Genomic DNA, 11,916 nt, shown 5'->3' on the forward strand with positions numbered 1-11,916 from the left:
CCGGCCAGTGGGTCTTGAGCCATGCCGACTGGTAGGTCGGGAGCGCGAAGGCCGCCGCGTGGGCCTTGCAGAACCCGAAGGAGGCGAACGCCTCGAGGACCGCCCAGACCTGGTCGACGACCGTCAGCGGGTAGCCCCGCCCGAGAGCTCGGGGGAAGAACCACAGCTTGACCTGCGCCATCGCCTCGACATCCCCCAGGGCCCGCCGCTTCACGTCGGCCTCGGCGTAGGAGACGCCGGCGAGCTCGCCGATGATCTGGATGACCTGCTCGTGGAAGACGACGACGCCATGGGTCTCGCGCAGGATCGGGCGCAGGTCGTCGTGGAGGTAGGAGGAGACCCGCCAGCCGTGCTTGACGTCGAGGTAGGGGCTGATCATGTCGCTCTTGACCGGCCCGGGACGGAACAGCGAGATGTCGACGACGATCTCCTCGAAGTCGTCGATGCCGGACTTGCCGATCAGCTCGCGCTGCCCGGGCGACTCGATCTGGAACACCCCGAGGGTCTGGGCGGTGCTGATCATCGCGAAGGTCTCGGCATCGTCGAAGGGCACCTGCCGCTGGTCGTCGAGGTCGAGGTCGACGTCGTCGACCCGCTTGATCTCGGCCACCGCGTGCGCCATGGCCGACTGCATCCGGATGCCGAGGACGTCGAGCTTGAGCAGACCGAGGTGCTCGACGTCGTCCTTGTCGAACTGGCTCATCGGGAAGCCGGCAAAGCTGGCCTCGACCGGGGTGCGGTCGAGCAGGGTCGCGTCGGAGAGCAGCACGCCGCAGGGGTGCATCGCCACGTGCCGTGGCAGCCCGTCGAGCCGCTCCACGAGGTCGAACATCACCTCGAGCCTGGTCTCGCTCAACCCTGCCGATCGCAGCTCGGGCAGGTCCTGGAGCGCTCGGCGGGCGTCTCGGGCGCGGATGTGGGGGAACGCCTTCGCGATGGCATCGGTCTCCCCCGGTGGCATCCCGAGGGCTGCGCCGACGTCGCGGACCGCGTGACGCACCCGGTAGGTGTCCATCATCGAGACCGTCACGCAGCGCTCGCCGCTGAAGCGGTCGAGGATCCGCTCGTATACCTCGGGCCGGCGCTCGGACTCGACGTCGACGTCGATGTCGGGCAGTGCCCCCCGCAGCGGGGAGAGGAAGCGCTCCATGAGCAGGCCGTGCCGGATCGGGTCGACGCCGGAGACCCCGAGCAGGTAGTTGACCAGGCTCCCGGCTCCGGAGCCACGCGCGGCGCACCGCACCCCCATGTCGCGGATCAGGTCGGTGACGTCTCCGACGGTGAGGAAGTACGACGCGTAGCCGAGGTCGCGGATCAGCTCGAGCTCGTCGTCGAGCCTCTTCCAGACCACCTGCCGGGGCCCGGAGCCGTAGCGGTCGCCGAGGGCGCCCTCACACCGCTCACGCAGGGCGGCGTCGGCGCTGGCGTGGCGCGAGGAGAGCGTGAACTCGGGGAAGTGGATCTCGCCGAGGCCCAGGTCGAGGCGAGGGTCCAGGGCGCACCGGTCGGCGAGGGCGGCCGTGGCTGCCAGCAGCCGGGTCGCACCCCGCCGCGCCTCCTCACCGGCCAGTCCGGTGGCCTGACAGATCTCCTCGGCCACCTCGTGCATCTCCTTGCCGGACTTGAGGTGGCCCTCGGCGTTGCGCCGCTCGAGATGACGTCGGTCGAGGACGACCAACCGTCGGGCGGCGTCGAGCACGTCGACGGTGACCGCATCACGCCGCTCGGCGTAGCGGACGGCGTTGGTGAGGACGGCGGTCAGCCCGGCCTCGCGGGCCAGCAGGGCCATCCGAGCGGCGTGGGGGGTGCTGCCCGCGCCCCAGCCGTGCGGTGACGTGCCGGGGAGTCGGTGCGAGACCAGCTCGACGACCAGGTGCGTGGGGGGCACCCAGCGCCGCCAGGGCTCCAGCGCCGCCGTCGCGAGGTCGGGGCGGCGGCGGGTCGCCGCAGGACCGATCTCGGAGTCCGGCCCGAGGAGCACCACGAGGTCGCCGCTCGCGAGGAGGTCCGCTACGCCGTCAGGAGGGTCGATCAGGTCGAGGACGGGAGCCCCTCGCGCACCGGCGAGGTGCACGGCCGAGACGAGCCGGCACAGCGCCGCCCACCCCGCTCGTCCGCCCGCTGAGTCGGCGGAGGCCAGGAAGGTCGCCCGGGCCGGGCCGCCCTGCTCGAGCGGCAGGTCGCGAAAGGCGCCACCCCGAGCCGGCGCACGACGGTGACCCTGCTGGCTCCCGGTTCGCTCACGCGTGATGGTGAGAGGGCCGCGATAGGCGAGGTTGACGCCGAGCACCGGGCGGATCCCGGCCTGCAGACAGGCCCGAACGAACTTGACGGCGCCGTAGGTGCCGTCACGGTCGGTGAGGGCGAGGGTGTCGAACCCGAGGTCGGCGGCCCGCTGGACGAGGAGATGCGGGTGGGACGCGCCGTACTGCAGCGAGTAGCCCGACGCGACGTGCAGGTGGGCGAACGGGTCGGACACAGGGGCCTCCAGCCGTCGGCTCAGCCGGTCTGCAGTCGGACGAGATGCTCGCGCAGCGGCGCGTGCGGCATCAGCCCGAGCGCGGACTCGATCACGCCGAGGAAACGGTCGGCATCGCGAACCAGGTCGTCGGCGTCGCGCTCGGAGACCGCTCGCGTGGAGCCGGCCTCGGCCGCAGCACGCTTGGAGGCGCCGGCGGCGAAGAACGACGCCCACTCCCCCAGCTCGGGCGCGACCTCGGCGAGCAGCACCCAGGCGTTCTTCTGCGGACGACGGCGCGCAGCGGTCGGGCGTGCTCGAGCTGCGAGCAGAGCCGCGGCGGCGCGCAGGGCAGCCACGTGCGCGCAGGCGTAGCGGGTCGCGACGTCGTGGGCCGCGATCGCCTCGCTCAGCGACTCCGCTGCTCGGAGCAGGTAGGAGTGCGTGGTGGCCGGGAGCGTGTAGGGGTTCAGGTCGTGCGGAGAGGTGGTCATCGTCGTCACCGGCTTTCAGTCGTCACAGCCGACGAGGGCCCAGCGGCCGCCGTCGTGGTCGAAGGTGAGCTCGAAGACCCCGAGCTCGTCTGCGCGAGGCCCCGCCTCGACGCGCCACACCTCGCGCTCCCCGAGCAGGTCGGTCGCCGACCGGGGGTCGCACTCGGAGTCGGTGCCGAGCGCGGCCCCGACCTCGCGGGAGGACCACCAGGCACCGGTCTCCACCCAACGGGCGAGCACGATGCGGACCTTCCACAGCCGGCCGCGCCAGAGGAACTGGGCGGGCGCGTCGTCGTGCACCGCACCGTCGACCCGCCCTCGGCGGACCTCCACGGAATCGTCATAGCGCCTCACGACCGCACCTCCTGCTCCTGCACGTGCCGGACCGGTGGGGCCGGGGGTCGAGGTCGACCCCACCGGAGTGATCGAACAGATGTTCGAACAACCCGAACGCTACACCCGTCCGCCGACAGTGCGTCAAGGGTGAGCTCGGAGGCCCTCCCGGCAGGGGCCGGTGGGCGGTGCGAGGAGGAGCCTCAGCTCAGGGGCGGCACGGGAGGCTCGGCGCTGGTCTCTGCGTTGGGCCCGGAGCTGGTCTCGGCGTCGGGCTCTGTCTCAGGCCGATCAACCTTCCCGACGAACGCACTGGTGGCCGGCAGGTACAGCAGCACCACCAGCACCGCAGCCAGGAGCAGCACGGCGAGCGACGGCACGAGGAACGCGATCGGCGGGTCGGTGCGGAGCCCCGATCCCACGGCGAACAACACCAGACCAGCACCGGCAGCGATGCTGTGGCGCGCCCAGTTGTGGCCACCGCGCAGGAACACCAGCAGCACGAGCAGCAGCACCGAGATCACGACGTACAGCACCACCACGACCGGCGTGAACGACGGCGGCACCCGGGTGTCGTCGGGCGAGCGGCCCTGACCGCCGACCCAGGCCACGATCGTCTCGTCGTCGAGGACCACCGCGAGCACGGTCAGGACGCTCGCCACCGCGATCAGCAACCAGATGACCAGGGAGGCGCGCACCACCGATGCCGGTCGACGGGTCACCTGACTCGTGCCACTCATCGGGTCTCCTCCACGCTCGATCACTCACTCCCCGGCGGCGTCCGGTCGGATTCCGGCGCCTGTCGGCCCCCGAGCATAGGGTCGGACCCATGTCGAGCGAGCATCCCTCCATCGCGAGGTTCCGCGAATCCCACGCCCGCTTGGGCGGAACCGGCGAGATCGTGGTGCTTCCCGACGCCGTCCACACCGCCGCCCTCGCTGCCGAGGCCCTCGGCTGCGAGGTGGGAGCGATCGCCAACAGCCTGCTCTTCGACGGTGGTGACACCCCCGTGCTCGTGCTCACCTCCGGCGCCCACCGCGTCGACACCACGAAGGTGGCGGCCCTCGTCGGCGTGAACCGCCTCCGACGGGCGACACCCGAGTTCGTCCGCACGCACACCGGGCAGGTGATCGGCGGGGTCTCACCCCTGGCGCACCCGACGCCGGTGCCGACCTACCTCGACCGCTGGCTCGAGCGGCACCCGGTCGTGTGGGCGGCCGCCGGCCACCCGGCGGCGGTGTTCTCGACGACGTACGCCGAGCTCGTCGCCCTCACCGGCGCCACCCCCGTCGACGTGGAGTGAGCACACCCCCGCGGCTGCTCTAGGGTCCTGGACATGGCAGGTGTGGTGATCATCGGTGGCGGGTACGGCGGACTGGCGTGCGCCGTGCGTCTGGGCAAGCTCGGCCACGACGTCACCCTGGTCGAGGCCTCGGGCACGCTCGGTGGCGCCCTCGACTCCGTGAGCCGGGACGGCTACACCTGGGAGGCCGGCCCGCAGTCGCTGCTCGTGCCCGCCGTCGTGCGCGACCTGTTCCGCAAGAGCGGGCGCCCCCTGGGCAGCGAGCTCGGTCTCGAGGGCGACGACGGCCTCGTCCCCCTCGACGTGATCCGTGAGCACCGCTTCGTCGACACCTCCGTCCTGCGCCTGCCGAGCGGCTCACGCCGCGGTCAGATCGAGGCCTTCGACGAGCTCGGCGCCGGGCTCGGTGCTTCCTGGGACGCCTACGTCTCCGACTTCGACGAGGTGTGGGACCTCCTGCGTCGCCACTACTTCGAGGAGCCGTGGCAGCGCGACTCGCTGCCCACCGACGTGGCCCGTCTGCTCGGCAGCCGCGACGTCCTGCACAAGCACCTGCGCCGAGTGTTCCGCGACGACCGGCTGGCCACCGTTGCCGGACACACCTTCGTGGCCGACGGCCACGACCTGCGCAACGTGCCGGTGTGGGCGGGCGTCGTGTCCTACCTCGAGCAGCTCTTCGGCGCCTGGACCCTGCCCGGCGGACTGCACCGCCTGCGCGACCTCCTCGTGGCACGGCTGGAGACCCGTGGCGTCCGGGTGCTGCTCGACACCCCGGTGAGCGACGTGGTGGTGCGCAACGGCAAGGCGGTCGCCGTCCGCACCGCCCACGGCCAGGAGATCGACGCCGACGCGGTGGTGTGTGCCGTCGATGCCCGCCGGCTGCCCGCGCTGGCGCCGTACGTCGCGCGCACGATGCCGGCGATGCCGCCGGTGGTGACCCACCTCGGGCTCAACGGCGACGTCCCCGACCTCGGCCACGAGGTGGTCGTGCACGGAGATCCGCTGATCATCATCCGTCCGGGCGGCCAGGCCCCCGAGGGCCGCACGGCCTGGACCCTGATCGGGCGCGGCAAGCTGGCCGAGGACATGTTGCTGGTGCTCGCCCGCGCCGGCATCGACGTGCGCCAGCGGGTCGAGACCCGCGTCGACCGCTCCCCCGTCGACCTCGTCTCGGCCTGGGGCAGCTCGCCGTACGGCGTGCGCTGGCAGGGTCGTGGCACGGTGAAGCAGCGCCTCGGACCCACCACCCCGGTCGCCGGCGTCTACGCCGCGGGCGCCAACGCCACCCCGGGTGCCGGGCTGGCCTACGTCGGGCTGGGTGCCGCGCTGGTCGCTACCGAGATCGGCCCAGCCTGACCCGACCGGTCCGCTTCAGACGGTGATCTGGAGCCGCTCGAAGATCTCGAGCGTCGCGCGCGAGTTGTTGAGCGTGTAGAAGTGCAGCCCCGGCGCGCCTCCGGCGAGGAGCTCCTGGCACAGCTCGGCGGCGAGCGTGATGCCCTCGGCCCGGATGTCCTCGGGGGCCTCGTGCTGCGAGATCCGCTCGATGACCTCGTCGGGCACGGCGGTGCCGACCAGCTCGCCCTGTCGGCGGATCGCGTTGAGGTTCAGGATCGGCATGATGCCGGGCAGGATCGGCATGTCGACGCCCCGCGCCCGGACCCGCTCGACGAGCGAGAAGTAGTCGGAGGCGCGGAAGAACATCTGGGTGACGGCGAACTCGGCGCCCGCGCGCGCCTTCGCGACCAGCACGTCGGCGTCGTGGTCGAGCGACTCAGCGTGGGGGTGCCCCTCGGGGAAGGCCGCCACGCCGATGCGGAAGTCGCCGCGCCCGCGAGCGAGCTCGACGAGGTCGGTGGCGTAGGTCAGCCCACCCTCGGTGGGCGTCCAGTCGGCGCGGGGGCCCTCGGGCGGGTCGCCGCGCAGCGCCATGAGGTGGTGCACGCCGACCTCGGTGTAGGAGTCGAGGATCTTCTCGAGCTCGCCTCGGGTGTGCCCGACGCAGGTGAGGTGGGCGACCGGGGTCAGGGAGGTCTCCCGGGCGATCCGTCCGGTGATCTCGACGGTCAGGTCGCGGGTCGACCCGCCGGCGCCATAGGTGACCGACACGAAGCTCGGCCGGTAGGGCTCCAGGGCGCTGATGGCCTTCCAGAGCCGCTCGGCCCCGGCCTCGTCCTTCGGCGGGAAGAACTCGAAGGAGATCGAGTGGTCACCGTCCTCGATCAGCTCGATCATGCTGCGCCCGCTACCCGTTGCCATGGGGCAAGCCTAGGAGGAATAGCCTCTGGGACGTGAGTCGAGACAGCCGGTGGGACGACGTGACCTTCCGCAGCGACCTCGATGCGGCGCTCGGGGTCTTCCTCGACGAGCAGGCGCAGCGACTGGTCCCGCTCGGCCGTGACGCCGACCGGCTGGTCGACGAGGCGCGCACCGCCGTGACCGGCGGAAAGAAGTTCCGCGCTGCGTTCTGCCAGTGGGGCTTTCGCGCGTTCGGCACCCCCGAGGACGCTGCCCAGGAGCTGGCCCTGCTGCGCGCCTGCGCCTCGCTGGAGCTGCTGCACGCCAGCGCCCTGGCCCACGACGACCTCATGGATGCCTCCGACACCCGGCGCGGTCGCCCCGCGACGCACCGCGCCTTCGAGGCCGAGCACCGCCGCGCCTCCTGGCGCGGCGACCCCGAGCAGTACGGCGCCGGAGCGGCCATCCTGCTCGGCGACCTGCTCCAGGGCTGGGCCGACGAGCTGCTGCGACGCTGCGGCTTCGGCTGGGACCGCGTCGGACCCGCGCTCGAGGTCTTCGACCTGTGCCGCACCGAGGTGATCGCCGGACAGTTCCTCGACGTCTCCGTGCAGGCTCGCGGGCACGCCGACGTCGAGACCGCGATGACGGTGCTGCGCTACAAGTCGGCCAAGTACTCCATCGAGCGGCCCCTGCACGTCGGCGCGGCCCTCGCCGGAGCCGGCCCCGAGCAGCTGGCGGCGTTGTCGGCGTTCGGGCTGCCGCTCGGCGAGGCCTTCCAGCTGCGCGACGACCTGCTCGGTGTCTTCGGCGATCCCGCGACCACCGGCAAGCCGGCCGGCGACGACCTCGTGGAGGGCAAGCGCACCGTGCTGGTCGCGCTCGCGCTCGACGCCGCTCCCCCGGCCGACGCGGCCCTGCTCGACCGCTCGCTCGGCACCCCGCTCTCCCCGCCCGAGGTGGAGCGGCTGCGCGAGGTGATCGAGGCCAGCGGGGCGCATGCCCAGGTCGAGGCAGTCATCGGACAGCTCGCCGACATCGCTGTTGCCGGACTCGATGCCGCCGACGTCGATCCCGAGGCGCGCGACGTGCTCCGCGGACTCGCCGCCGCGGCCACGCAGCGCGTGCTCTGAGGCGCGTCAGCGCACGCGACGTTTGCGAACCGCGAGCCGGTAGGCGGGGCGCGGCATCGATGACTCGTGCGTGGCGAGGAATCGATCCAGGGCCTCCGGGTCGCGCTCGCCGGCGTGTGCGAGGTAGATGCCGACCGCGTTGGTGACCACCGGCTCCGAGTCGGCACAGAGCGACGCAGCGACGACGAACCCCTCACCCAGGTCGGCATCGGTGCCACGGCGCACGAACCAGAGCGGAGCGGTGATCGCGCTACGGCGTCGCAGCGGGTCTGCCGCGCGCGAGAGGTCGTGGAGCACGTCGTACGGTCCACCCGTCGCTGCTGCTCCGGCTACGTCCGTCCGACGCCGGAGATCGGCGGACCCTCACCCCGGAGCAGCGTGGTGACGCGCGAGGAGCCCAGCAGGTCGAGCACGACAGCGGCGACCCGTGGCTCGGTCTCGGCGAAGGCGCCCCAGTCGTCCCACAGGAGCACCTGCGCGTCGGGTTGGTCCGAGAGGCAGTCGGCGAGTGCGTCCAGATTGCGCCCGTAGTAGTCCGGGAAGCCCAGCGCCTCGGCCAGGGCCTCGTGCAGAGCACCCACGGTCAGCACCTGAGCACCGTCGAGATGCGCGAAGACCCAGCCCGCACGGCGTACGACGCCGCGCACGTAGGCGACGTCGAGCGCCGAGGACCACGTGTGCACCCCGGGCACGAGGCCGGCGTCCAGCAACGATCCCAGCGGGGTCACAGCCAGATCCGCGAGAACGACGCGTAGTGGTCGTCGGTCCAGTAGAGCTCGCCCTCCGCGCCCTCCACGATCCGCCGTGCGCCACGGTCGTAGGACCCGGGGGTCTCGACGGTGAACTCCTGGTAGTAACCGCGCTCGTGGTCGGGCAGGAAGCCCTCGTAGTTGCCGAAGGTGCTGCCGTCCTTGTCGTAGGGGTACGGCGGCCCGCGGTCGATCAGCTCGACGGTCTCGGCTGCCTCGGGCGGCAGGTCGAGCAGGTAGACGGTGGGCAGCCCCGACTCGGGGTCGATGCTCGGCGGCGTGGTGCTGCTCGGTTCAGCGCTCGGTTCAGCGCTCGGTTCGTCGGTGTCCGTCGACGGGTCTTCCGACGGCTCCTCCGACGGGACTGCTGCGGGGGTGGAGCTGGAGGTGTCGACGGCGGTCGAGCCGGGATCGGCGTCCGGTCCGCTGAACCACCAGAAACCGACGGTCACCGCCAGGACGAGTCCGAGCACGATCGCACTGGTGGTGCGCTGCGGGCGGGCGCTCGACCCGTCCTCGGGCGGCGGCAGCCGGGAGACCATCAGGCCTCTGCCTTCGTGGTGCGCCCCCCGAGAGCCATCAGAAGGCCATCGCCTGGGCGCGACGCTTGACCTCGGTGCCCCGGTTCTCGACGAGTGCGTCGATGCCGCGACCGGGGAAGTCCTGGTCGAGGTAGAGCCAGGCGATGATCTCGCGGTCGTCGTAGCCGTTGTCGTGCATCATCGTCAGCAGTCCCGGCAGGCCCTTGACCGGCGCCGCCACGAGGCCGTCGTGCTGGATGAACTCGGCCGGGATCTGCTGGCCCTTCCCTGCCACGGGCACGGCGGCCGCGAGCTCGTGGTCGCGGATCATCGTGCGGACCTTGGCCACGGTCACCTCGAGGCGGCGGGCCGCCTCGGCCCAGTCGATCCACTCGGGCACCAGGGCGGCCAGGTCGGCCTCGGCCAGCGTCGGTTCAGAGCTCATGGGTCCATCGTTCCATGACCCCGCGGGGTCCGGCACCTCAGTGGCGCCCGCCACGCCACGCCGTACCGGACGGAGCCGGGTCCCCCGGACCCCGCAACCGTAGACTGTGAGGCTCCGGAGCCTTCCCCTACCGGTCCCAGGATGGTCGCTCGTGACGCCAGACGTGTCTGCCCACGCGGGCGGAAGCCTGCCCGCAGACACCCTGCGCGGCCGGCTCCTCGACGGCCGCTACCGCATCGGCTCCCGGGTCGCGCGCGGTGGGATGGCCAGCGTCTACGAGGCCCACGACGTCAGGCTCGACCGCACCGTGGCCGTCAAGGTCATGCACCCCGGCCTCGGCGACGGCGACGGCGAGGAGTTCGCCGAGCGTTTCGTGCGCGAGGCCCGGGCGGCTGCGCGCCTGTCGCACCCCAACGTGGTCGCCGTCTACGACCAGGGCAACGACGCCGGCACGGTCTTCCTCGTGATGGAGCTCGTGCCCGGCCACACCCTGCGCGACACGGTGACCAAGGAGAGCCCGATGGCCCCGGGTCGGGCCCTGGCCCTGCTCGAGCCCGTCGTGTCGGCTCTCGCCGCTGCGCACCGCAGCGGGCTGATCCACCGCGACGTGAAGCCCGAGAACGTCCTGATCGCCGACGACGGCCGGGTCAAGGTCGCCGACTTCGGGCTGGCCCGCGCGATCAGCGCCGAGACCCAGCACACCGCCACGCAGGGCGTCCTGATCGGCACCGTGTCCTACCTGGCACCCGAGCTGGTGATCGACGGTCGCGCCGATGCGCGCGCCGACGTGTACGCCGCCGGCGTGGTGCTCTACGAGCTGCTCACCGGGGTCAAGCCGCACGAGGGCGAGACCCCGATCCAGGTCGCCTACAAGCACGTCCACCACGACGTCCCTCCCCCCTCGGAGCGGGTGCCCGGGCTGCCGGCGTACGTCGACGCGCTCGTGGCGCGGGCGACCGCACGTGACCGCACGCGGCGTCCGGCCGACGCGGCCGTGCTGCTCCATCAGCTGCACCGGGTGGCCAACGCACTGGCACACGGCGTCCGGGAGGACCCCGAGCTCACCCAGGACCTCAACCCGCTGCTCGCCCCCGTCGACATCGATCTGGGCACCGACACCTCACCCGAGCCCTGGGGCGCCGCCGACGTGGCCGCCCTGCGTGAGCCCGGGTCGGCCGAGCACACCACGCTCTACCCGCTGGACCGTCCGCCTCCCCCGCCCGAGCGTTCGCAGGCGGCTGCCGCTCCGCGTCCGGCCCGCCCGAAGCAGGCGAAGCAGACCAAGCAGCCCCGCGGACGACGTTCGCGCCGTGGGCTCGTCATCCTGCTCGCGTCCCTGCTCGTCGCCGGAGCGATCGGTGGCGGCGCCTTCTGGTACGGCTGGGCCCGCTACATCGCCGCACCGCAGGTCGTCGGCGACGATCGTGCCTCGGCCGTCGCGACGCTCGACGCCGCCGGGCTCGAGGTCGAGTTCGCCGAGGCCGCCTACGACTCCGACATCGCCGAGGGTGCGGTCATCCGGACCGATCCGAGCGGCGGCGCCCAGGTCCTGCCCGGCGACACCGTCACGCTCACGCTCTCCCTCGGCAAGCTGCTCGTGCCCAAGGTGCGTGGTCTCGACGAGGACGGCGCCCAGGACGCGCTGCTCGCCGTCCAGCTGGAGTTCGGCGAGAGCAAGGAACGCTTCCACGGGTCGCAGCCCGTGGGCACCGTGCTCGCGAGCGTCCCCGAGCGTGGCACCGAGCTCTCCCCCGGCGACACCGTCGACCTGGTGATCAGCAAGGGTCGCCGCCCGATCGCGGTCGGGTCCTGGGTCGGCAAGGACGTCGAGGCGTCGGTGGCCAAGATCGAGAAGCGCGGCCTCGTCGCCACGGTCACCGAACGGTTCGACGACAGCGCGCCGGCCGGGGAGGTCCGTGCCCAGTCGCCCACCGAGGGCACCCTCAACAAGGGCGACACGGTGTCACTCACCGTGTCCAAGGGGCCCGAGCTCGTCGAGGTCCCCGACGTCGTCCGGTTCGGAGTCAACGCCGCGATCCGCACGCTCGAGGACGCCGGGTTCACCACCGAGGTCGAGCGCAACTCCTTCTACGCAGGTCTCGGGTTCGCGGTCCGCACCGATCCCGAGCCCGGCTCCATGGCCCCCAAGGGGAGCCTCGTCACGATCATCGTGGTGTAGGTCGACCGGCCGCACCTGAGGCAGGACGGCCCGGATAGCGTCCGGGCATGCGCAACCCCGTCG

At 72.3% G+C, this 11,916-nt stretch carries 13 protein-coding genes; 4 read left to right on the forward strand and 9 right to left on the reverse strand.

All coding sequences use genetic code 11. The features are described from left to right. The 4 genes from dnaE to VOI19_RS04875 form a co-directional block, all read right to left on the reverse strand. The coding region (gene dnaE / locus VOI19_RS04860; RefSeq protein WP_323791827.1) for a DNA polymerase III subunit alpha at positions 1–2,479 on the reverse strand (2,479 nt) is incomplete at its 3' end. A gap of 20 nt (positions 2,480–2,499) precedes the next feature. Next, the gene (locus VOI19_RS04865) at positions 2,500–2,952 is read right to left on the reverse strand and encodes an SAV_6107 family HEPN domain-containing protein (RefSeq protein ID WP_323791828.1); all 453 of its coding nucleotides are present in this window, start codon (positions 2,950–2,952) and stop codon (positions 2,500–2,502) included. A gap of 15 nt (positions 2,953–2,967) precedes the next feature. Then, positions 2,968–3,306, reverse strand: coding sequence for a DUF6504 family protein (locus VOI19_RS04870; RefSeq protein WP_323791829.1), 339 nt, complete (start codon positions 3,304–3,306; stop codon positions 2,968–2,970). Positions 3,307–3,488: 182 nt separating this feature from the next. Beyond that, positions 3,489–4,025, reverse strand: coding sequence for a hypothetical protein (locus VOI19_RS04875; RefSeq protein WP_323791830.1), 537 nt, complete (start codon positions 4,023–4,025; stop codon positions 3,489–3,491). An 89-nt stretch (positions 4,026–4,114) separates the two neighbouring features. Between VOI19_RS04875 and VOI19_RS04880 the strand changes: the two genes are divergently transcribed. Both VOI19_RS04880 and VOI19_RS04885 read left to right on the forward strand, forming a co-directional pair. Then, entirely contained in the window at positions 4,115–4,588 is a 474-nt protein-coding gene (locus VOI19_RS04880) for a YbaK/EbsC family protein (RefSeq protein ID WP_323791831.1), read from the forward strand. 33 nt (positions 4,589–4,621) lie between these two features. Then, a complete protein-coding gene (locus VOI19_RS04885; protein ID WP_323791832.1) occupies positions 4,622–5,944 on the forward strand; it encodes an NAD(P)/FAD-dependent oxidoreductase in 1,323 nt (440 codons plus the stop codon). A 15-nt stretch (positions 5,945–5,959) separates the two neighbouring features. On the opposite strand, the gene metF is transcribed toward VOI19_RS04885, so the two are convergent. Continuing rightward, a complete protein-coding gene (metF, locus tag VOI19_RS04890) occupies positions 5,960–6,847 on the reverse strand; it encodes a methylenetetrahydrofolate reductase [NAD(P)H] (protein WP_323791833.1) in 888 nt (295 codons plus the stop codon). Between the two features lie 32 nt (positions 6,848–6,879). On the opposite strand from metF, the gene VOI19_RS04895 reads away from it, so the two are divergent. Then, positions 6,880–7,959 carry a polyprenyl synthetase family protein gene (locus VOI19_RS04895; RefSeq protein ID WP_323791834.1) on the forward strand — a complete coding sequence of 360 codons (1,080 nt, stop codon included), beginning with the start codon at positions 6,880–6,882 and terminating at the stop codon, positions 7,957–7,959. Between the two features lie 6 nt (positions 7,960–7,965). Here VOI19_RS04895 and VOI19_RS04900 read toward each other — a convergent pair whose 3' ends face one another. Genes VOI19_RS04900 through VOI19_RS04915 form a run of 4 tightly spaced genes read right to left on the reverse strand, consistent with a single transcriptional unit; the run spans position 7,966 to position 9,674 of the window. Continuing rightward, a complete protein-coding gene (locus VOI19_RS04900; RefSeq protein ID WP_323791835.1) occupies positions 7,966–8,256 on the reverse strand; it encodes a DNA alkylation repair protein in 291 nt (96 codons plus the stop codon). Between the two features lie 32 nt (positions 8,257–8,288). Next, positions 8,289–8,687, reverse strand: coding sequence for a barstar family protein (locus tag VOI19_RS04905; protein WP_323791836.1), 399 nt, complete (start codon positions 8,685–8,687; stop codon positions 8,289–8,291). Beyond that, positions 8,684–9,250: a ribonuclease domain-containing protein gene (locus tag VOI19_RS04910; RefSeq protein ID WP_323791837.1), complete on the reverse strand. Its 567-nt coding sequence runs from the start codon at positions 9,248–9,250 to the stop codon at positions 8,684–8,686. The genes VOI19_RS04905 and VOI19_RS04910 overlap by 4 nt, the downstream gene beginning before the upstream one ends. A 37-nt stretch (positions 9,251–9,287) precedes the next feature. After that, entirely contained in the window at positions 9,288–9,674 is a 387-nt protein-coding gene (locus VOI19_RS04915) for an Rv2175c family DNA-binding protein (RefSeq protein ID WP_323791838.1), read from the reverse strand. Between the two features lie 151 nt (positions 9,675–9,825). Here VOI19_RS04915 and pknB point away from each other — a divergent pair, with 151 nt between their 5' ends. Next, positions 9,826–11,853: a Stk1 family PASTA domain-containing Ser/Thr kinase gene (gene pknB / locus VOI19_RS04920; RefSeq protein WP_323791839.1), complete on the forward strand. Its 2,028-nt coding sequence runs from the start codon at positions 9,826–9,828 to the stop codon at positions 11,851–11,853. Positions 11,854–11,916 lie beyond the last annotated feature (63 nt).

Origin of the sequence: Nocardioides sp. (assembly GCF_034670285.1) — a bacterium.
In the GTDB taxonomy this organism is placed as follows: Bacteria; Actinomycetota; Actinomycetes; order Propionibacteriales; family Nocardioidaceae; genus Nocardioides.